The sequence below is a fragment of the Microvirga sp. TS319 genome (assembly GCF_041276405.1).
Classification (GTDB): Bacteria; Pseudomonadota; Alphaproteobacteria; order Rhizobiales; family Beijerinckiaceae; genus Microvirga.
This window is the reverse complement of sequence record NZ_JBGGGT010000001.1, coordinates 1,575,740-1,595,654: the sequence shown is the minus strand read 5'-3', so window position 1 is coordinate 1,595,654 and position 19,915 is coordinate 1,575,740. Positions and strand designations below refer to the sequence as shown.

General features: G+C 62.9%; 18 protein-coding genes. 14 read left to right on the top strand and 4 right to left on the bottom strand.

All coding sequences use genetic code 11. The features are described from left to right. Positions 1 to 3 precede the first annotated feature (3 nt). The 8 genes from AB8841_RS07305 to AB8841_RS07270 all read left to right on the top strand — a co-directional run bounded on the left by AB8841_RS07305 (position 4) and on the right by AB8841_RS07270 (position 8,197). Entirely contained in the window at positions 4 to 975 is a 972-nt protein-coding gene (locus tag AB8841_RS07305; protein ID WP_370435127.1) for a branched-chain amino acid ABC transporter permease, read from the top strand. Beyond that, entirely contained in the window at positions 972 to 1,745 is a 774-nt protein-coding gene (locus tag AB8841_RS07300) for an ABC transporter ATP-binding protein (protein ID WP_370435126.1), read from the top strand. Before AB8841_RS07305 ends, AB8841_RS07300 begins: the two co-directional genes overlap by 4 nt. Beyond that, entirely contained in the window at positions 1,742 to 2,452 is a 711-nt protein-coding gene (locus AB8841_RS07295; RefSeq protein ID WP_370435125.1) for an ABC transporter ATP-binding protein, read from the top strand. Before AB8841_RS07300 ends, AB8841_RS07295 begins: the two co-directional genes overlap by 4 nt. 22 nt (positions 2,453 to 2,474) lie before the next feature. Beyond that, positions 2,475 to 3,728, top strand: coding sequence for a Zn-dependent hydrolase (locus AB8841_RS07290; RefSeq protein WP_370435124.1), 1,254 nt, complete (start codon positions 2,475 to 2,477; stop codon positions 3,726 to 3,728). Positions 3,729 to 3,811: 83 nt separating this feature from the next. After that, complete coding sequence (locus tag AB8841_RS07285; protein WP_370435123.1) at positions 3,812 to 5,314, top strand: M81 family metallopeptidase; 1,503 nt, start codon at positions 3,812 to 3,814, stop codon at positions 5,312 to 5,314. Next, positions 5,311 to 6,090, top strand: a complete 780-nt coding sequence (locus AB8841_RS07280) for a FadR/GntR family transcriptional regulator (protein ID WP_370435122.1) — start codon at positions 5,311 to 5,313, stop codon at positions 6,088 to 6,090. Before AB8841_RS07285 ends, AB8841_RS07280 begins: the two co-directional genes overlap by 4 nt. An 87-nt stretch (positions 6,091 to 6,177) precedes the next feature. Next, positions 6,178 to 6,624, top strand: a complete 447-nt coding sequence (locus tag AB8841_RS07275) for an Lrp/AsnC family transcriptional regulator (protein WP_370435121.1) — start codon at positions 6,178 to 6,180, stop codon at positions 6,622 to 6,624. Positions 6,625 to 6,916: 292 nt separating this feature from the next. Beyond that, complete coding sequence (locus AB8841_RS07270) at positions 6,917 to 8,197, top strand: D-amino acid dehydrogenase (protein WP_370435120.1); 1,281 nt, start codon at positions 6,917 to 6,919, stop codon at positions 8,195 to 8,197. Positions 8,198 to 8,241: 44 nt separating this feature from the next. Here the strand turns inward: AB8841_RS07270 and AB8841_RS07265 are convergent, their stop codons facing one another. After that, positions 8,242 to 8,790 carry a cupin domain-containing protein gene (locus tag AB8841_RS07265; protein WP_370435119.1) on the bottom strand — a complete coding sequence of 183 codons (549 nt, stop codon included), beginning with the start codon at positions 8,788 to 8,790 and terminating at the stop codon, positions 8,242 to 8,244. Between the two features lie 153 nt (positions 8,791 to 8,943). Here AB8841_RS07265 and AB8841_RS07260 point away from each other — a divergent pair, with 153 nt between their 5' ends. Further along, entirely contained in the window at positions 8,944 to 10,281 is a 1,338-nt protein-coding gene (locus AB8841_RS07260) for an aspartate aminotransferase family protein (protein ID WP_370435118.1), read from the top strand. A gap of 591 nt (positions 10,282 to 10,872) precedes the next feature. Continuing rightward, a complete protein-coding gene (locus tag AB8841_RS07255; RefSeq protein WP_370435117.1) occupies positions 10,873 to 11,784 on the top strand; it encodes an EAL domain-containing protein in 912 nt (303 codons plus the stop codon). Positions 11,785 to 11,950: 166 nt separating this feature from the next. Here the strand turns inward: AB8841_RS07255 and AB8841_RS07250 are convergent, their stop codons facing one another. From AB8841_RS07250 to AB8841_RS07240, 3 genes are all read right to left on the bottom strand, one after another. Beyond that, on the bottom strand, positions 11,951 to 13,669 hold the full coding sequence (locus AB8841_RS07250; protein ID WP_370435116.1) for a methyl-accepting chemotaxis protein: 1,719 nt from the start codon (positions 13,667 to 13,669) through the stop codon (positions 11,951 to 11,953). A 363-nt stretch (positions 13,670 to 14,032) separates the two neighbouring features. Next, complete coding sequence (locus tag AB8841_RS07245; protein ID WP_370435115.1) at positions 14,033 to 15,628, bottom strand: ABC transporter substrate-binding protein; 1,596 nt, start codon at positions 15,626 to 15,628, stop codon at positions 14,033 to 14,035. Next, positions 15,625 to 16,170 (bottom strand): MarR family winged helix-turn-helix transcriptional regulator, encoded by a 546-nt coding sequence (locus tag AB8841_RS07240; protein WP_370435114.1) that lies wholly within the window; start codon positions 16,168 to 16,170, stop codon positions 15,625 to 15,627. The genes AB8841_RS07245 and AB8841_RS07240 overlap by 4 nt, the downstream gene beginning before the upstream one ends. A 200-nt stretch (positions 16,171 to 16,370) precedes the next feature. On the opposite strand from AB8841_RS07240, the gene AB8841_RS07235 reads away from it, so the two are divergent. From AB8841_RS07235 to AB8841_RS07220, 4 genes are read left to right on the top strand one after another with little or no spacing between them, the layout of a single operon-like run. Continuing rightward, positions 16,371 to 17,072: a creatininase family protein gene (locus AB8841_RS07235; protein WP_370435113.1), complete on the top strand. Its 702-nt coding sequence runs from the start codon at positions 16,371 to 16,373 to the stop codon at positions 17,070 to 17,072. A gap of 23 nt (positions 17,073 to 17,095) precedes the next feature. Continuing rightward, positions 17,096 to 18,067 carry an ABC transporter permease gene (locus tag AB8841_RS07230; protein ID WP_370435112.1) on the top strand — a complete coding sequence of 324 codons (972 nt, stop codon included), beginning with the start codon at positions 17,096 to 17,098 and terminating at the stop codon, positions 18,065 to 18,067. Then, positions 18,064 to 18,945 (top strand): ABC transporter permease, encoded by an 882-nt coding sequence (locus tag AB8841_RS07225; protein WP_370435111.1) that lies wholly within the window; start codon positions 18,064 to 18,066, stop codon positions 18,943 to 18,945. The genes AB8841_RS07230 and AB8841_RS07225 overlap by 4 nt, the downstream gene beginning before the upstream one ends. Beyond that, entirely contained in the window at positions 18,942 to 19,913 is a 972-nt protein-coding gene (locus tag AB8841_RS07220) for an ABC transporter ATP-binding protein (protein WP_370435110.1), read from the top strand. The genes AB8841_RS07225 and AB8841_RS07220 overlap by 4 nt, the downstream gene beginning before the upstream one ends. Positions 19,914 to 19,915 lie beyond the last annotated feature (2 nt).

Here is a 19,915-nt window from a genome sequence, read left to right as displayed (position 1 = left end):
GCCATGATGAATCGCGCGTCTTTTCACTTCCTGCTCGCCGCTCTCGTGGCGCTCGCGCTCCCGCTCTTCATGCGGTCGGGCACGCTCGCGTCCGAGGTGCTGATCTTCGCCATGGCGGCGGCCGCTTGCAATCTTCTCCTCGGCTATACGGGCCTTCTGTCCTTCGGCCAGGGAATCTTCTTCGGACTCGGGAGCTATGCGGTCGGCCTGACCTTGCTGCATACCTCGCTTCCGCTCGGCTTCGCGCTCGCGCTCTCAGGGCTTGCAGGCGCCGTCGCGGCCATGGGCGTCGGCTGGCTCTCGATTCGCCGGCAGGGCGTCTATTTCGTCATGCTGACGCTCGCCTTCTCGCAGTTCTTCTACTTCCTGGCCTACACGTTCAAGGACATCACGGGCGGCGACAACGGTCTGCTCAACATTCCCCGGCCCGCCATCGGACCGCTCCCGCTGCAGAATTCCTGGGCCTATTACGCCTTCGTGGCGGTGCTCTTCCTGGTCGTCTTCGCGGCCCTGCAACGGGTCGCGGGCTCCACCTTCGGGCGCACCCTGCTGGCGGTGCGCGACAACGAGGAGCGTGCACGCGCGATCGGCTTTCCCGTCCGGCTCTTCAAGCTCACGGCCTTCGCGGTCTCCGGCGCGGTGACGGGCCTTGCCGGAGCGCTTCATGCGCTCCTCATCGGCGTCGCGCCCCTGTCGAACATCGAGTACCACATGAGCGAGAGCATCCTGATCATGACGATCATCGGCGGCAGCGGCAACCTGTTCGCGTCCGTGCTGGGAGCCGGGTTCTACGTGATCGTCTCGGATCTGCTCTCATCGATCTGGCCGCGCTGGCTTCTCCTTCTCGGCGGGCTTCTCATTGCGGTGGCGCTCTTCATGCAGAAGGGCCTGTGGGGGCTCATCGAGCGGCTCGTCGAGACGCTGCGCAGCGGCCGCGACTCGTCCCAGCCCGAATCCGAGGGGAGGAGCCTATGAGCGCCCGGCCTCCCATCCTTGCGGCCGACAAGCTCGGCGTCCGCTACGGCAGTTTCGTTGCGCTCTCGGACGTCACGCTGACCATTCGGCCGAACACGATCCATTCCGTGATCGGCCCGAACGGCGCGGGAAAAACCACCCTGTTCCACGCCCTCACCGGCCGTGTGCGGGCCTCGAGCGGACGGATCACTCTCAACGGGCGCGACATCACGCATCTCTCGGACGACAAGAGAGTGCCCCTTGGTATCGCGCGCTCCTTCCAGGTGACGAGCCTTTTCCAGAACCTGAGCGTCCGCGAGAATCTGCGTCTGGCGGCGCAGGGGCGCGCGCCCCTGCAGGCGCTCGCGCCCTGGCGCGGAGTCGATCCGCACGGCAACGCCCTCGCCATCGCCGACGAGGTCATGGAGCGCCTGGAGCTGACTCATGTCTCGGACCGGGCGGCGGGCGAACTCTCGCACGGGCAGCAACGGCGGCTCGAGGTCGGCATGGCGGTCGCCGCGAAGCCGGGGCTGATCCTGCTCGACGAGCCGACATCGGGAATGGGAATCGACGACGTCGAGGCCATGAAGGCGCTGATCCGCGATCTGGGCCGCGACCATACGGTGCTCTTCATCGAGCACAACATGGGCATCGTCATGAACATCAGCGACACCGTGACGGTCATGCGCGCGGGCCGCGTGCTGGTGGAGGGACCGCCTGTCCTGGTGCGGGACGATCCAGAAGTGCGGCGTGCCTATCTCGGCAACATGATCACGGGTGATCTCGCATGAGTTCGGCATTGCTCGAAATCGAAAACGTGCACGGCTATTACGGCAAGAGCCATATTCTGCAAGGTGTCACGCTCGAGGTGCGGGCCGGCGAGGTCGTGACGCTGCTCGGCCGGAACGGCGCCGGAAAGACCTCGACCCTGAAGAGCATCAGCGGCCTGCTGTCGCCCAGCGCCGGGCGGGTGCGCTTCGCGGGAACGGACATCACGGGATGGCGTCCTCACAAGATCGCGCAGCGCGGTCTCGCCCTCGTGCCCGAGAATCGCGGCATCTTCGGCCTTCTCAGCGTCGAGGAGAATTTGCGCATCGCGGAGCGCAAGGGCTCTCCCTGGTCGCTGAAGGACGTGTATGCGATCTTTCCGCGTCTCGAAGAGCGGCGCCGCAACGGCGGCGGCCAACTCTCCGGCGGCGAGCAGCAGATGCTGGCCATCGCGCGCGCCCTTCTCAACGCGCCCAAACTCCTGATGCTGGACGAACCCGTCGAAGGGCTGGCGCCCGTGATCGTCGATGAAATCGTCGACCAGATCAGGAAGATCCGCGCGACCGGGATCCCGATCCTGCTCGTCGAGCAGAATCTCGCCGTCTGCACCGAGCTCGCCGACCGCCACTACATCCTGGAACTCGGCCGGGTCGCCTATCACGGCACCCATGCCGAGTTCGCGGCCGACGAGGCGACGAAGGACCGCTATCTGGGCGTGAAGGCCCATTGATCCCCGCGTTTTGGTAAAGCGAATGACTTCAAATCTCCAGATCGATGCCCAGCGCCTCTGGGACCGTTTGATGGACACCGCCCGGATCGGCGGTACGCCGAAGGGCGGCGTGTCCCGTCTGACCCTGACGGAAACCGACAGGCAGGTACGCGACTGGCTCAAACGTGAATGCGAGAGGCTCGGCTGCACCGTGACGGTCGACGAGGTCGGCAACATGTTCGCCCTGCGGCCCGGCAGGCGCGCCGATCTTCCTCCCATTGCGATCGGAAGCCACCTCGACACCCAGCCGACCGGCGGAAAGTTCGACGGGATCCTCGGGGTGCTCGGCGGCCTCGAAATCCTCGAGACCCTGCACGACGCCGGCTACGAGACGAACGCGCCCCTCATGCTGGTGAACTGGACTAACGAGGAGGGATCGCGCTTCGCGCCCGCGATGCTGGGATCGGGCGTCTATGCGGGCGTCTTCGACCGGGCCTATGCGGACAGCCGGGAGGATCGCCAGGGCGTCACCTTCGGCGAGGCCATCGAGGCGATCGGCTATCGCGGCGACGCCAGGGCGGGGTCGGTCACGTTCGGGGCGATGTTCGAGCTGCATATCGAACAGGGCCCCATCCTCGAACAGGAGGAAAAGGTCGTCGGGATCGTCGAAGGCGTCCAGGGCATGCGCTGGTACGAGATTTCCGTCACGGGCCGAGAGGCCCATACGGGTTCGACGCCGATGCCCATGCGGCGCGACGCCCTCGTGGGCGCGGCACGGCTTATCGACCGGATCGAGGCCATCGCCCTGGAGCATGCGCCTTCGGCCGTGGGTTCCGTGGGGCTGATCGAGGTTCAGCCCAATTCGCGAAACGTCGTTCCGGGGCATGTATTCTTCACGGTCGATTTCCGCCATCCGGAGGACGGCGTCCTCGACGCCATGGAACAGAAGCTCATGGCTGCCGTCGACGGGATGGCCGCCAAGGGCGCTCTTGTCGTGGAAGTCAGGAAAGTCTGGGAATCGCCCGCCGTCAGGTTCGACGCCGGTTGCCTCGCTTCCGTACGCAGGAGCGCGCAGGCGGCGGGATATCCGGCCCGCGCCATGATTTCGGGTGCCGGTCACGACGCGGCCTATATCGCCCGCGTCGCGCCGACCGCCATGATCTTCGTGCCCTGCGCGGGTGGGCTGAGCCACAACGAGGAGGAAAGCACCTCCTTTTCGGAATGCGCAGCGGGAGCGCAGGTGCTCCTCGGCGCGGTTCTCGACTATGACGGGCGCGGGGCGGAGCGCCCAAGCTGACACGCATCGGAAGGCCGCTCGCGGCTTGCCGGGATGCAAAAACCCATCGGCGCGGGGCAGCGCCTTCACAAGGATAGACTGGCATGCGCTTCGTTGTCGCCCGCATGAATCATGAAACCAATACGTTCTCGCCAGTGCCGACGCCGCTTGCATCGTTCAATCCCCGCTGGGGTCGGGATGCCCTTCAGGCAGGCGAAGGTTCGAGCACGGCCATGGGCGCGTTCCTGGCCTTCGCGGAGGAGCGGGGTGCGGAAGCCTCCACGCCTGTCTTCGCGACCGCCAACCCGAGCGGCCCTGTCGCTGACGACGCTTTCGAGGCCATGGCGGCCGCTATCGTCGATGCCGTCAGTCAGGGATGCGACGCCGTCCTTCTCGATCTTCACGGCGCGATGGTGACGGAGAGCCTCGATGACGGCGAGGGCGAGCTTCTCGCGCGTATCCGCGCCGTCGCGCCGGATGTGCCGGTCGGCGTTGCGCTCGACCTCCACGGCAACATCACCGCGCGCATGGTCGCCAACGCCGACGTGCTCGTCGGCTTCAAGACCTATCCTCATGTGGACATGGCCGAGACAGGCGCCCATGTGGCCCGGCTCGTCGGGCGCATGCTCGACGGTCGGCTCGCGCCGCAGCGCGCGTGGTGCCATCCGCCGCAGTTGGCCCATACCCTGAGGATGAATACCGGCATTCCCGGCGCCATGCAGGATGCGATTTTTGCCGCGCGAGAGGCGGAGGCGCGGCCCGGCGTGCTTGCGGTCAGCGTCTTCGGCGGCTTTCCCATCGCCGATATCCCCGAGGCCGGCGTGTCGGTGATCGCGATCGCGGAATCGGCCGATCTCGCGGTAGAGGCCGCTCGCGACGTCGGCCGGCTCCTGTGGGAGCGCCGGGCCGAGTTCGTGTATCACGAGGAGCCGCTGTCCCGTTCGATCATGGCCGCGCGGGCGGCCGCCGGGAGAGCAGGGCAGGGTCCTGTGCTTCTGCTCGATCACGGCGACAACTGCATGTCGGGCGGCACCTGCGATACCATGGACGTGCTCGGCGAGGCGCTGGAGCAGGGGCTCGACGACATCGTCGCGGGCCCGATCTGCGATCCCGACGCCGTGGCGGCCATGATGGCGGCGGGCGTCGGCGCGCGGGTCACGCTCGCAATCGGCAACCGGGTGGCCATGCCCCGCATCGGCGTGTGGAAGCGCCCGCTGGAGCTTGACGGGGTCGTGCAGGTCCTCGGCGACGGGGACTACACGATCAGCGGGCCGACCTATACGGGCATGCGCTGCTCCATGGGGCGTGCCGCCGTTCTGGATACCGGCCGGGCGCGGGTGCTCGTGACCGAGCTTCCCCACGAGCCGTGGGATCTTGCCGTGTTCACCAGCGTCGGCCTCGACCCTCGCGCGTGCCGCTATCTGATCCTGAAATCGCGCATGTATTGCCGCCCGGTCTTCGAGCCCGTCGCCAGGGCGGTCGTCGAATGTGCGAGCCGCGGCGTGACGAGTTCGGATTACAAGTTATTCCGTTTCGAAAAGCTCGCCCGTCCGATATACCCTCTCCAGGAAGACATCCCCTGGAGGCCTGAGGCGGTGCAACCATGACAAGCGACAAGGAAGGCCTTCCGGCCCGCGGGCGCGGACGGATGCAGCGCACGAAGCTCTCGGACCAGATCGCCGAGGATCTGAGGCGCTGGATTGCGCGCGAGGGCCTGAAACCGGGCGACCGGCTGCCCAACGAGAAGACGCTGATGCAGCATTATGGCTGCGCGAAAGGCACGCTGCGCGAAGCCCTGAAGGCCCTCGAGGTGCAGGGGCTCGTCAAGATGCAGACCGGCCCGAACGGCGGCGCCGAGATCCAGCCCGTCTCCATCGACGCGGCCATGCAGCAACTGCGCAGCTACCTCCATTTCCAGGTCCTGGACTTCGAGCAGATCTACGTCCTCCGGCGCAGCCTCGAAGTCTCCCTGGCGGAGAGCGTCGTCGGCCAACTGACGGAGGATCAGCTCACGCGGCTGGAGGCCAATATCGAGCAATGCGTCGAAGCCCGCGACAGCGGCGACCGCGTCGCGGGACGGCGGCTCGAAATCGAGTTCCACGACATTCTCTGCGAGAGCTGCGACAATCCTCTGCTCGCCTTCATCTGCCGCTTCCTGAACGGTCTCCTGCGCGATCTCGTCGAGTTCCGCAGCGACCGCTACGACGAGCACGAGGCCTTCGGCCAGCACAACGTGACGAGTCACCGGGATCTCGTGGCGGCCTTCCGGACGAAGGATCGCCGCGCCGTCAGCCGGATCATGCGCGAGCACATGTGCTGCGCGGAAAGCTTCATGCAGCGCCTCGACGCGTCCTTCCGGTCCGATCTCCTGAGCAAGGCCTGAGACCGGTCGCCTTGGACGGGCGATTGCGCTATGCGATGGTGCATCTCCGTCGGAGCCGTTCGATTCTCAACCGACCTTTGAGCCGACATGGACGCCATAGACCAGCGCATCATCAGCATTCTCCGGGCCGACGGGCGCATCACGAATGCCGACCTCGCCGAGAAGGTCGGGCTCTCTCCCTCGGCATGCCTGCGCCGGGTGCGGCTTCTGGAGGAGAGCGGGACGATCCGGGGATACTCCGCCCTGATCAACGACAGGGCCGCCACGACCGAGACGGTCGTGATCGTGCAGATCACCCTGGAGCGGCAGACAGACGAGTATCTCCGGCGCTTCGAGAAGGCTGCCTGCCAATGTCCTGATATCCGGGAGTGCTATCTCATGACCGGGTCCTCGGACTACCTGCTGCGCGTCGCCGTTCCAGACGCGGCGAGCTACGAGCGCATTCACACGGACGTCCTCTCCTGCCTGCCCGGGGTCGCCCGCATTCAATCGAGCTTCGCGATCCGGGCCGTCATCAAGCCGCCGGATCTTTAGCGCCTTCCTCATTCTGTTACGGAAGATTTGTCGGGCACCGTTTGCGACGGCATAAAGTTCGATTCCATCGAAGTTTATAATGCCCAGAGCATGTAAATACGCGAAGTCTACGACGCTTCGGCAGGAAATGCAGGGCGATTTACGTCACCTTCAATCGTCCTCCGAGGTGCCTCCCGTGCCGCTTTCCCGTTCGACGCCTCTTGCTCTGGCTCGTTCGATCCTGCCGACGACGGCTGTCGGCCCGGGCGCCCGCGACCACATCCATCGCATCCATTCCTAAGGGTCACGAACCATGCGCGTTCTCGTTCTCGGCAGTGGCGTCGTCGGCGTCACGTCCGCCTATTACCTCGCCAGGCAGGGCCACGAAGTGACCGTGCTGGACCGCCAGCCCGCCGCCGGCATGGAGACGAGCTTCGCCAACGCCGGGCAGGTCTCGCCCGGCTATTCCGCGCCCTGGGCCGCTCCGGGCATTCCGGTGAAGGCCATGAAGTGGCTGCTGATGAAGCACCGGCCTCTAGTGCTCTGGCCGCGCACCGAGCTGCGCCTCTGGGGCTGGCTTGCCCATATGCTGGCCAATTGCACCGAGGAGGCCTATCGGCGCAACAAGAGCCGCATGGTCAGCTTGGCCGAATACAGCCGGGATTGCCTGCGCGAGCTGCGGCAGGAGACGGGCATCGCCTACGACCACCGGGAGAAGGGGCTGCTCCAGCTCTTCCGCACGCAAAAGCAGCTCGACGGAATCGGCGAGGACACGGCCGTTCTCGACGCCTATGGGGTTCCCTACGAGATCCTGGACCCCGCCGGATGTGTCGCCGTCGAACCGGCCTTGGGCCTCGTCAGGAGCAAGGTGGCCGGCGGACTGCGTCTTCTCGGCGACGAGACCGGTGACGCCCACCTGTTCACGCAGCGGCTTGCTGTGATTGCAGAGAGCCTGGGCGTTCAGTTCCGATATGGCACATCCGTCCGGAAACTGCTCACAGAAGGCGACCGGATCTCCGGCGTTCAGGTGGAGGGCGGCGAGATCCTCACCGCCGACGCCTATGTGGCGGCCATGGGCAGCTATACGCCCCAGCTGGTGAAGCCTCTGGGGATCCATCTGCCGGTCTATCCAGTGAAGGGCTATTCCCTGACGATGCCCGTCGTGAACCCCGATGCGGCGCCCGTGTCCACGGTGATGGACGAGACCTACAAGGTCGGGATCACGCGCCTGGGAGACCGGATCCGGGTCGGCGGCACCGCGGAGCTGGCGGGCTTCAGCCAGCGCCTGAGGGCGCCGCGGCGGGCGACGCTGGAGCACTCGGTCACCGACCTGTTCCCTCAGGGGGGCGACGTCGGGCAGGCCAGCTTCTGGACCGGGTTGCGGCCGATGACGCCGGACGGCACGCCCGTGGTGGGTCCGACCCGGTATGGAAACCTTTACACGAATACCGGTCACGGCACGCTAGGTTGGACGATGGCCTGCGGCTCCGGCCGTGTCCTTGCCGACCTGATCTCGGGCCGGGCCCCGGAGGTGTCCCACACGGATCTCGCCATCGATCGCTACAGGGACGAATGGCGCTTCCAGGCCGCATGAACGGCTGTTTCGTCGTTCGAAGCGCCTCGCTCTGACACGAAGGGTCAGAACGTCGGCGGCGTGCAGGCGCTCACGACCTCGCAAGGCACCGGGCCGACGCAGCGGAAGCGGTGCGGTCTCCAGCTTTCGAAATAATAGGCGTCGCCCGGCCCGAGGATCCGCCGCTCGTCGTCGACGGTGACTTCCAGGCGCCCGCTCAGGACGATGCCGCCCTCTTCGCCTTGGTGCGTCAGGGGGATCTTGCCCGTATCCGCGCCGGGCTCATATCGCTCCTTGAGGATCTGAAGCGCTCGACCGAACAGGTTGTTTCCGACCTGACGGTAGGAGATCTTGCCCTTTCCGATCTCAACCAGCTCATCCGACCGGTAAAAGGCCTGCTTCGGCTTCTCGGGCTCCAGGGCGAAGAACTCCGCCAGGCCGATCGGGATGCCGTCCAGGATGCGCTTAAGCGCGCCGACGGAAGGGTTGGTCTGGTTGGATTCGATCAGCGAAATCGTTGAATTGGTGATTCCTGCCCGCCTGGCGAGCTCGCGCTGGGACAAGTTGTGAAGCCCCCGAACATAGCGCAGCCGGCCGCCTAGATCGAATTCCATTCCGTCCCCGCGATCCTTGTGTTGCTGTTGTTGAATATCAGACAAACACACGGGATCAGGATTAGCAATATCAATAGCTTAGCAAGCAAAAGAAAAAGACTTGTTGGTGTCTCTCGCTCATGGCCATGATCCGTCATCGAAAGGATCCCGGTCATGAATGCACCTCAACGTCACAACAGCTTCCGGCTCGACAGCTATTGGATGCCCTTCACGGCAAACCGCCAGTTCAAAGCCTCGCCCCGCCTGCTCGCGAGCGCGGAAGGGATGTACTACACGAGCGACGACAACCGTCAGATCCTCGACGGAACGGCGGGCCTATGGTGCGTGAACGCCGGTCACGGCCGCCGCCAGATCGCCGAAGCCGTAGGGCAGCAGCTTTCCACGATGGATTTTGCCCCTTCGTTCCAGATGGGACATCCGATCGCCTTCGAGTTTGCGGAGCGTCTCGCCGAGATCGCGCCCGGCGGGCCGAGCGCCGGTCTCGACCGAGTGTTCTTTACCGGATCCGGATCGGAATCCGTCGATACGGCCCTGAAGATCGCCATTGCTTATCAGCGTGCCATCGGCCAGGGCACGAGAACCCGCCTGATCGGGCGCGAGCGCGGCTACCACGGCGTCGGCTTCGGCGGCATTTCGGTCGGCGGCATCGTCAACAACCGCCGCATGTTCCCGCAGATTCCCGGTGCGGACCATCTGCGCCACACCCATGACCCTGCCCGCAATGCCTTCGTGAAGGGGCAGCCCGAGCATGGCGCTGAACTCGCCGATGATCTCGAGCGTCTCGTTGCGCTCCATGGGGCGGAGACGATTGCGGCCGTGATCGTCGAGCCGGTTGCCGGCTCGACCGGCGTTCTCATCCCGCCGAAGGGTTATCTCGAGCGCCTGCGGGCGATCTGTGACCGCCACGGCATCCTGCTCATCTTCGATGAAGTCATCACCGGCTTCGGACGTCTCGGGGCGCCGTTCGCCGTCGACTATTTCGGCGTCATTCCGGACCTCGTCACGACCGCCAAGGGCCTGACCAACGGCGCCATTCCCATGGGCGCCGTGTTCGCCAGCCGCAAGGTTCACGACGCACTGATGCATGGGCCCGAAAATCAGATCGAGCTGTTCCATGGCTATACCTATTCAGGCCATCCGGCGGCCTGCGCTGCGGGACTGGCGACGCTCTCCATCTATCGCGAAGAAGACCTGCTCACCCGGGCCTCCGAGATCGAGAGCTACTGGCACGACGCGATCCACAGCTTGAAGGGATTGCCGCATGTCATTGATATTCGGACCATCGGTCTCATCGCCGGCATCGAGCTGGAAAGCCGCGCCGGGGCACCGGGAACCAGGGCGTACGATGCGTTCGTCGACTGCTTCGAGAAAGGCTTGCTGATCCGCGTCACCGGCGACATCATCGCCCTGTCGCCCCCCCTGATCATTGAGACCTCTCAGATCGATGCCATCGTCGAGACTCTGTCCAGTGTCTTGAAGCGGGTCGCCTGATCGCGATAGCGGCCTGCGCCGAAGAGCGGCGCAGGCCGCACGCATGCCGGGTCAGGATCCTGACCCGGCATCCGTGTTCAGGTGCGTGAGAGCTTCGGTCCCAAATAGCTTCTCCTGCACGGGCCAGATGGATATGATCCGATCGGCAAAACCATTCTTCGAATCGAGTTGATTACCCTGGGATCCGCGTGGACGACGTAAAAGGGCGACAGCCACGAGGTCGCCCTTATGCTGGAAAGGTGCCGGAATGATGGTGACGGAGCGGTTCTCGCGAGGATCACGCTCATCGACGCATTGGAGATACTGCTGCGGGATACCGGCACGGACCAGGGGCGGGCATTATCGCCTCAACACGCTCGACGCCCCTTATCTTGGCAACACCATTCGGACGTTAGAAACGATTAACTACGTTTCTATACCGCCCGCGCGACGCCTCGCTTTGTGATAGAAGGGTTTAAGAAGCAATCAGGAAGTGTGAAGAGCACTGCGATGCCCGAAATTCACTCCCCAGTCGAATGGCCGCAAGAGCACTCTTTCACTTCAATGGGTTAGGCCATTTCCTATCTCAGTCTGCCGTTTACCGAGTGCCCTGTGCTGTTTCAGGATCGGACCGACACAGAGATCAACTTTCAAATCCTTGAGAGGAAGATCTCCGAGATTCATTCCCACTTGGGCGGCATTCCAGCCCGAGAGCTCGGCTGCGCCCTGCAATCCGGGAACGGTTTGGCTGTCGTCTATCAGCCTCAGATCAACGTCTCTGACGATCAGATTTCAGCCGTTGAGGCCCTCGTGCGCTGGCATCATCCCAGGGTCGGGGACGTGCCGCCGCGGGTGTTCATTCCAATCGCCGAGGAAACCGGACAGATCCTGCAGATCACGGACTTCGTTCTCCGAGAAGCCTGCTTCCTTGCGAAGCGGCATCCTGAACTGACCGTCGCCGTCAATTTGTCTCCGACGCTTTTTACGCGCCCAATTCTGATCGAACGGATCGTCAGGATTGTCGCGAATTGCAGGACGCTTCCGCGCCAGATCGAGTTTGAGATTACGGAGGATCAGCCCCTTGCCGGAGATGGATCGGCTCGGCGATCGATTGCGTTCCTGCGCGAGAGCGGTTTTCGAATCGCCCTCGACGATTTCGGAACCGGATATTCGGGATTGAAGCGCCTGAACGACATTGCCGTCGACAAGATCAAGATCGACCAGTCCTTTGTTGCGGGATTGAGCTGCGAGTCCCAAGGAAGCGCTCAGAAGGCCATTAAAGAGATGATCGAGGTCGGCCGGGCCATGAATTTAACCGTGACGGCGGAAGGCATCGAAACGAAAGAACAGCGCGAGTTTCTGGCATCGGTCGGGTGTGATGTCCTCCAGGGCTTTTTCTTTGCCCGTCCGATGTCCGCGCAAGCTCTCGAGGAGTTCCTCCAAAGGCGGCCTTGGAGCACGCCTTGTGGTCGCAGCCTCATGCCGTTTCCCATTCAGCAGAATAGGAACGGCCGCTCGAACTGAGAGTGGTTCTCGGATTTTTCGTCCGCCAACTTGGCGGGGTCCGCCGTGGGCGCGCTGGCCGATGGCCGCAAAGATGTGCTCGGCGCAGACAACTCTTCGATCATGAAAGAAGGCCGAGGCTCAAAGCAGATGTGCCTCGAGCCCCGGTATCGCCTGATTGCCCCGTTCAGGCAGCCTTGACACCCGCCAGGAAGGAGCTGACTTCCTGCCCCAGACTGGTGGATTGCCGCGCAAGTTCCTGAGCTGCCGAGAGCACCCTGGACGCAGCGGAGCCTGTCTCGCCGGCGCCCTGGCGGACATCGGTGATAGTTCCGGTGACCTGCTCCGTGCCGCGGGCCGCCTCCTGCACGTTCCGGGCAATCTCTGCCGTGGCGGCTCCCTGCTCTTCCATAGCGGCCGCGATCGAGACCGATATCTGGGACATTTCCGTAATGGTCTTGGCGATCTGCTCAATTGCACTCACCGCCTGCCCTGTCACCTGCTGAACGGATCCGATCTGAACCGAAATCTCGTCAGTGGCCTTGGTTGTCTGGGTCGCCAGCTCCTTGACCTCAGACGCGACAACCGCAAAGCCTTTACCGGCTTCACCGGCCCGCGCCGCTTCGATGGTGGCGTTGAGCGCCAGCAGGTTCGTCTGGCCCGCAATGTTGTCGATGAGCGCGATCACGTTGCCGATCTTTTCCGCCGAGGCGACGAGGGTTTGAACGATATCGTTCGTGCGCTGAGCATCTGCCACGGCCTGCTCGGCAATCCGGGAGGATTGTATTACCTGGCTGGCGATTTCCCTGATCGAAATCGAGAGCTCCTCCGTGGCCGCGGCCACAGTCTGGACGTTGGCGGAGGTCTGCTCGGCGGCCGATGCCGCCGTGACCGTTTGACCATTCGTCTGGTCGGCAATGGCCGCCATCGACTGAGCGGTCCCCTCCATCTCGCTTGCCGACGTGGTAAGACTATCGGTCAGGATGGAGACATTCTGCTCGAAGCTCTTGGTGAGATCGTCGAGCATCTGCGCGCGATGCGTCTTGGCGTCGGCTTCCAGCGCAGCCGCTTCGTCGGCCTTTCGCTTCGCGATCAAGGCCTCTTTGAAGACCTGGACGGCATCGGCGATCCTGCCCATCTCGATTTTCTCGCCGCGGAACGGAACAGAGACCGAGAGATCACCGGCAGCCAACGCGTTCATCGGCACAGTTACGTCCTTGATGCCCTGCACAATGCTGCGAATGATCAGGAACGACATGGCAACGGCCAGAAGAGCCGCTCCGATCACGATGGCGATGATCATGCCGCGAGTCGCCGTGTAGACCTCTGCGGCGGTCTTGCTTGCATCACTTGCATGATCCGCGTTGAGCTGCACGAGGTTTGCCAGTGCGGCCCTGACATCGACTGCGGCAGGCCGAACTTTCTGAATGTTCTGGTTGGATGCTCTCGAGTCCTGAAAGTTTCTGGAGAACCCGATGGCCGCATTCATCTCGACTTCAAACGTGTCCCACGCACGGCTGAAGACTTCATACAGCGCACGCACATCGTCGCGTGTGATGGTCTGCTCATATTGTTTGCGCGCCTCCAGGATTTCCTTAGCCTTGGCTTCAAGCTCGGCATCAACCTCCCGCTTGGAGTCGGAATCCGGCGCCATAAGGTGGCGCAGGAAGGTCAATTGATATTCGACCGCGGCGGCATTGAGCGCTCCTACCTTCTCAATGCCAGGCAGCCACTCGTCAGCAACGGCGACAGTTTGTTGGTTGAGCGTGCTCAGACCTCTGATGCTGAACGAACTGCTCCCGATCAGCAGCAGGAGCAGGATCGAGAATGCTCCCACAAGCTTCGAGCGTATAGAAAGTTTTTGAAGCGCCAACTTTTGCCCCCATTTAGCCCGCTCGCAGCGCATTCGCAGGCCGACAAATTTCAAGGTGAGATGATTCGGTCCGCCCGAATCGGATGTTGCCTGGAATCAAGCATTGCCGAGATATGCATAGAATGGTCGCCTGAGGCTTGCACGATGGTCAGGCCCGCTGGCGGTATGCGCTGGTTCGGGTTGCGCTGTGCATCCACTCTGGCAAAGTCGTGGCCGATATCGTTGGTCCGCTCAGCGGATGGGATATGGCTGTTCGACGAAGCTCTCCGTTGCGACGAGAGCCTGCGAATGTCGTTCGGGTAGCGCGAGGCAGCATTCGCGCGCCTGCCGCCGACCGCCTTCGGTGGCTCGCGAATGTCGGATCCGCGAGCCACTTTCGTCCTGTTTACAAGGGTCTTACTTCACCGGCTTGATATTCATCGCCAATGTATCTTCATCCGCGCGCGGGACGATCGTCACCTTGTCCTTCCGCATCGCCCAGGCTGTCACGATGGATGCGATCGGAAGGTTGGGCCGCTCCTTGGCGACCATGGCGTTAGCCTGCTCCAGGAGGGAACGACGCTTGTCGCTGTCCATTTCGGCTGCAGCATCCTCGATCAGCTTGTCCATGACCGGGTTGGAGTAGCCGCGAACATTGAAGCCGCCCATCTTCGTCTCAGGATTGTTGGTATGGATCAGTGCCGCGAGCGTATAGTTGCTTTCGCCCGTGAGAGTGCCCCATCCCGACATCGTGAAGGAGTAGTCGCCCCGTGTCTTGGCCGGGAAGTAGACGGCGCCCGGGACGGCGTTCGCCTGTGCGTCGATCCCGATACCGGCCAGCATCTGAGCAATGGACGCACCCACCGCGCCGTCGCTCTGCAGGCGATCGTTCGTGAAGCTGAACGTCACCTTGAATCCGTTCGGATAGCCGGCTTCCTTCAGGAGCTCCTTGGCACGCTTCGGATCGGACTTCGTCACCTGAATCGACTTGTTGTAGCCGAAGATGTTGTCGGTGATGAGCTGCGCAGCGGGCTTGCCCAGCCCTTCCATCGCGATTTCGGTCAGTGTTTCACGATCAATGGCAAGATCGAACGCTTCACGCACCTTCGAGTCGAGGAAGGGGTTCTTCGGGAGAGCCGATCCGTCCTTGGCCGCGACCTGCGGGGACTTCTCACGGAAGTCGAAGTCGAGCTGGAAGAGATAGACGCTGTCCGCCTTGGTCACGCGCAGCTTGGAATCCTTCTCCAAGGTGGGCACGTCGGAGGAGGGAACTCTGGCGATGATGTCCAGCTGACCGGCCTTGAGCTGTGCCACGCGGCCCGCGTCGTTCGGGATTTCCTTACGGACAACCTTTTCCCACGGCTCCTTGCCGCCCCAGTATCCGTCGAAACGCTCGAGGACCAGTTCCTCTTTGGGCGTCCACGAGACGTACTTGTAAGGCCCGGTGCCGATCGTGGCCTTGCCCGTATTGAAGCCCTCGTTTGCGGTGTCCTTGGTGGAGTAAGCCTTGGCGGCTTTGCTCGAGACCACGAAAAGACGAATGAAATCGTTCGGCAGATTGGGGGCGGGGCCGTCGGTCTTGATCTGGATGGTATGCGGATCGACGATCTTCACCTCTTTGACGCGCCGCACATAGACGGTCGTCGGGTTGGGACCCGTGACATTGGGAATACGTTCGATCGAGAACTTGACGTCCTCGGCGGTGAAGTCCGACCCGTCATGGAATTTTACGCCCTGCCGGAGCTTGAACTCCCATGTGGTGTCGTCAAGAGCCTTCCAGCTCTCGGCCAGGCCGGGCTCGAGCTCGAGGTTGTCTCCCGATTTCACGAGCGGTTCGAAGACATGCTTCACAGCCTCGGCGTGAGTGCCGGCCGCCGTGAAGTGAGGGTCCATCGAGGCTGGGCCGGCGCGCACGCCGATCGTCAGGGTCTGCGCCAGCGCTCCGGCCGACACCGTGGCCGTGAGAATCGTCGCGAGGGCAATGGCACGTGGGAGATGTCCAAAATACTTCATACTGGGTCCTCTGGAGTGATAGACGTTGGCCAAGTGGGAGAATCGACGACCACTTTGGCTAGGAGTTCGGAGAGCATTGAACGCTCTGCCGGGCTCAGGCGCGCGAGCATCGTGCGCTCGCGCTCGACCATGACTGGCATGGCCTCGTCGAAGATGGTTCGGCCTGCTTCCGTGAGATGCAGGACATAGCTGCGCTGATCCGCCGGGTCGACTTCCCGTCGAAGAAGGTTTCGCTTCAAGAGCAGCTGAATGGCGCGGCTGATCGTCGGCTTCGGAAAACCGGTCGACCCGCAGATGTTCTTCGCGGCGATTCCTGCTTTCAGGCCCACCGAGTAGAGCACGACGAATTCGGGCCTGGTCACGCCATGGAACTGCTCGATCCAGCCGTAGATCGGGATGTTGAAATGCAGGGCCAAATAGTTGATGCGGAAGGAGAACCAGCACGGGTTATGCCAGAGCCGGATCTCGACGAGGGGGTCGAGATGCGACTGGCTCCCTTCGTGCGGGGCTTCCGTCCCATCCAGGGTGTCGTGCGCTGTCATCGGTCTCCTATCGGTCGTTCCTGACGGGATTGAAACGTCAGCCCGATTTCTCCCATTTAGTTCGATATGAAACTTGACAGTTGTCAATGCCTAGTTAATTCTTTAATTAAAGTTTCATATAAAACGATATTGATATCTACGCTCAGGACAAATCCGCCTCGAAGCAGGCCCTTGAGCGAGCCAGCTACATCGGAGGGGGCATGAAGATTGCAGACATGAACTGGATGCAGGTCGAGGCGCGCGTACGCGACGATGACTGTTGCGTCCTTCCGATCGGCAGTGTCGAGCAGCACGCGTATCTCAGCCTTTGCGTCGATATGATCCTCGCCGAGCGGGTCGCGACCGAGGCGGCTGAGCCGCTCGGCGTTCCGGTATTCCCTGTCCTGCCATATGGGCTTGCAACGGGTTTCCTCGACTATCCCGGAACGATCTCGTTGCGGATGTCGAGCTACCTTTCCGTGATGGAGGATATTCTCGAAAGCCTTTACCGTGGAGGCTTTCGCCGCATCGTCATCGTGAACGGCCATGGCGGCAACACGCCCGTGACGAGCTTTATCTCCGAATGGATGGACCGGCGCCGCGATGCGCGTGTGAAATTCCACGATTGGTGGCGTGCGCCGCGCGTGTGGTCCACGGTCATGGAGATCGACCCGGCGGCTTCGCATGCCTCGTGGATGGAAAACTTCCCTTGGACCCGGCTTGCCGATGTCGTCATGCCGGCGGAGCGCAAGCCATCGGTCGATTTCACGCGCCTCGGCATGTCGAACCCGACCGAGAAGCGTGCTCTTCTGGGAGATGGAAATTATCACGGCCTTTATCAGCGGCCGGATGAAGACATGATGGCGATCTGGAAGGTCGCCGTCGAGGAAACGCGCGGCCTTATCGCGTCGAATTGGCCCTGAAGCCGCGGTGACAGGACGAATTCATGCTAGGATTTCTCATCCAAAGATTGGCGCAGGCGCTCGTCGTCATGCTGGCGATGTCGGGGCTCGTTTTCGTTGGCGTCTTTGCCATCGGTAATCCGATCGATGTCCTGATCTCGCCGGACGCGACCCAGGATATTCGTGCGGCTGCGATCGCGCAGTATGGTCTCGACCGTCCGCTGTGGGAGCAGTACTTCTCGTTTCTCGGACGGGCCCTGCACGGCGAGCTCGGGCAGTCGCTGGTCTACAACATGCCCGTCGCCGACCTGATCCTGTCGCGGCTTCCAGCCACCCTTGAACTCGCCGTGACGGCCGTTCTGGGTGCTGCACTGATCGGAGTGCCCGTCGGCATGTATGCCGGATACCGGCCGGAAAGCCGGATATCGAAGGCGATCATGGCGCTTTCGATCTTGGGATTCTCCGTGCCGACCTTCTGGATCGGGCTGGTGCTCATCTTCACTTTCGCGGTGCAGCTCGGCTGGTTGCCGGCCGGCGGACGCGGGGAGACCTCGTCGCTCTTCGGCATCGAGTGGAGTTTCCTCACCGGCGACGGCCTGGCCCATCTCATTCTGCCGGCCATCAATCTTGCGCTGTTCAAGTTCGCACTGATGATCCGGCTGGCGCGTGCCGGAACCCGGGAGGTGATGCTCACCGACACCATCAAGTTCGCCCGTGCGGCGGGCTTGGGGGAGAGAACCGTGCTGCTCCGGCATGTGCTGCGTCTCATCTCCATCCCGATCATTACCGTCTTCGGCCTTGAGTTCGGTTCGACGCTCGCCTTCGCGGTCGTGACCGAGACAATCTTCTCGTGGCCGGGGCTCGGCAAGCTGATCATCGACTCGATTACCATGCTCGACCGACCCGTCATGGTGGCGTATCTGGTGCTCGTCGCCTTCTTTTTCATCACAATCAATCTCGTCGTGGATCTCTCTTATGCTGCGCTCGACCCACGACTGCGTAGGAGGCGGGCATGATCAATCGCGATTCTCCCGTAGCCCGCTTCTTTGCCGATTTCCGCGAAAGTCCGGTCGCGGTCGCCGGGCTCGTCATTGTCGTCGTGATGATCGGTCTTGCGCTTCTGGCGCCTCTGATCGCACCGCAGGACCCTTATGACCTGTCGAGCCTGGCCCTGCGCGATGCGCGGCGCCCTCCGGGGTACGTCGGCACGGCCGGTTTCGTGCACCTCCTGGGGACGGATGCTCAGGGGAGGGATCTCCTGTCGGCCATTCTTTATGGATTGCGCATCTCCCTGCAAATGGGCCTCGTCGCGGGGGCGGTTGCCTTTGCGCTCGGGGCAACGGTCGGAGCGACGGCCGCCTATCTCGGCGGCCGGATCGAAGCCCTCATCATGAGAGTGATCGATCTCCAGCTCTCCTTCCCGGCCATTCTGCTGTCCTTCGTGATCGCAGCCCTGCTGGGGCAGGGGAAGGGCCAGCTCATCATTGCGCTCGTCGCGGCTCAATATGCCTACTTCGCCCGCACGGCCCATGGCGCGGCCTCGGCCGAGCGTCACAAGGACTACGTGGAGGCCGCTCTCTCCACACCTCTGCCCGCGTACAAGGTCGTGCTGCGCCACATCCTGCCGAACTCCATGCCGCCCCTGATCGTCGTTGCCACGGTGCAGATCGCCAGCGCCATCTCACTCGAAGCGACGCTGTCGTTCCTGGGCGTCGGGCTTCCCCCCACGGAGCCGTCTCTCGGAATGCTGATCGCCAACGGATTTCAGTACATGCTGTCCGGCCGATACTGGATTTCGATCTATCCGGGAATTGCACTCATCATTCTCATTTTCGCGATCAACCTGGTCGGCGACCAAATCCGCGATCAGCTCAACCCGAGGCTCAAGAGATGAGCGCACCCCTCCTCGAAGTTCGAGACCTGAAGACGCATTTCGCCACGAAGGCCGGAGTGGCCAAAGCCGTCGACGGAGTCTCCTTCACCCTGAACCGCGGCGAAGTGCTTGGCCTGGTGGGAGAGTCCGGATCCGGAAAGAGCGTAACGGGCTTTTCGCTCATCGGCCTGATCGAGGCACCGGGGCGGGTCGTCGGCGGAAGCGTCAAGCTCGAAGGGCGTGAACTCGTCGGGCTTCCTTCCTCCGAACTTCGTAAGATTCGCGGACGGCACATCTCGATGGTCTTCCAGGACCCGATGATGACGCTCAATCCGGTCTTGAAGATCGGGACGCAAATGCGGCTCGCGCTGGAGGCTCATGAGCGGATTTCGAGCCGGGCTGCCCGCGACCGCTCCATCGAAGTCCTCACGAAGGTCGGCATTCCGGATCCCGCGAGCCGACTTGAAGCCTATCCCCATCAATTCTCCGGCGGCATGAGACAGCGTGTGGCCATCGCGGTTGCGCTTCTGCACCGCCCCGCCCTGATCATCGCGGACGAGCCGACGACGGCACTAGATGTGTCGATTCAAGCTCAGATCCTGGCGGAAATGAAGGCGCTCGTGAGCGAGAGCGATACCAGCCTGATATGGATCAGCCATGATCTCGCGACCGTGTCATCGCTCGCCAGCCGCATCGCGGTCATGTATGCCGGGCGGGTCGTCGAGAGTGGTCCGACAGCTGCCGTACTCCGCTCTCCGCGACATCCTTATACGCGCGGATTGATCGAATCTCTGCCTACTCTTGCAGAGCCGGGACAAGAACTCAGTTCGATCCCGGGCTCCACGCCGTCCATCTTGAAGCTGCCGCCGGGCTGCGCTTTCGCTCCGCGCTGCCCTCGTGCCGGAGAACCCTGCACGCGCGAATTGCCGCCCCTCACGAATGGCCAGAGAGAATACCGATGCCATTACCCGCTGAGCGCGGAGGTCTGATC

Coding starts and splice junctions, on each gene's coding strand:
- AB8841_RS07305 (WP_370435127.1), top strand. CDS start 4: ATGATGAATCGCGCGTCTTTTCACTTCCTGCTCGCCGCTCTCGTGGCG.
- AB8841_RS07300 (WP_370435126.1), top strand. CDS start 972: ATGAGCGCCCGGCCTCCCATCCTTGCGGCCGACAAGCTCGGCGTCCGC.
- AB8841_RS07295 (WP_370435125.1), top strand. CDS start 1,742: ATGAGTTCGGCATTGCTCGAAATCGAAAACGTGCACGGCTATTACGGC.
- AB8841_RS07290 (WP_370435124.1), top strand. CDS start 2,475: ATGACTTCAAATCTCCAGATCGATGCCCAGCGCCTCTGGGACCGTTTG.
- AB8841_RS07285 (WP_370435123.1), top strand. CDS start 3,812: ATGCGCTTCGTTGTCGCCCGCATGAATCATGAAACCAATACGTTCTCG.
- AB8841_RS07280 (WP_370435122.1), top strand. CDS start 5,311: ATGACAAGCGACAAGGAAGGCCTTCCGGCCCGCGGGCGCGGACGGATG.
- AB8841_RS07275 (WP_370435121.1), top strand. CDS start 6,178: ATGGACGCCATAGACCAGCGCATCATCAGCATTCTCCGGGCCGACGGG.
- AB8841_RS07270 (WP_370435120.1), top strand. CDS start 6,917: ATGCGCGTTCTCGTTCTCGGCAGTGGCGTCGTCGGCGTCACGTCCGCC.
- AB8841_RS07265 (WP_370435119.1), bottom strand. CDS start 8,790: ATGGAATTCGATCTAGGCGGCCGGCTGCGCTATGTTCGGGGGCTTCAC.
- AB8841_RS07260 (WP_370435118.1), top strand. CDS start 8,944: ATGAATGCACCTCAACGTCACAACAGCTTCCGGCTCGACAGCTATTGG.
- AB8841_RS07250 (WP_370435116.1), bottom strand. CDS start 13,669: ATGCGCTGCGAGCGGGCTAAATGGGGGCAAAAGTTGGCGCTTCAAAAA.
- AB8841_RS07245 (WP_370435115.1), bottom strand. CDS start 15,628: ATGAAGTATTTTGGACATCTCCCACGTGCCATTGCCCTCGCGACGATT.
- AB8841_RS07240 (WP_370435114.1), bottom strand. CDS start 16,170: ATGACAGCGCACGACACCCTGGATGGGACGGAAGCCCCGCACGAAGGG.
- AB8841_RS07235 (WP_370435113.1), top strand. CDS start 16,371: ATGAAGATTGCAGACATGAACTGGATGCAGGTCGAGGCGCGCGTACGC.
- AB8841_RS07230 (WP_370435112.1), top strand. CDS start 17,096: ATGCTAGGATTTCTCATCCAAAGATTGGCGCAGGCGCTCGTCGTCATG.
- AB8841_RS07225 (WP_370435111.1), top strand. CDS start 18,064: ATGATCAATCGCGATTCTCCCGTAGCCCGCTTCTTTGCCGATTTCCGC.
- AB8841_RS07220 (WP_370435110.1), top strand. CDS start 18,942: ATGAGCGCACCCCTCCTCGAAGTTCGAGACCTGAAGACGCATTTCGCC.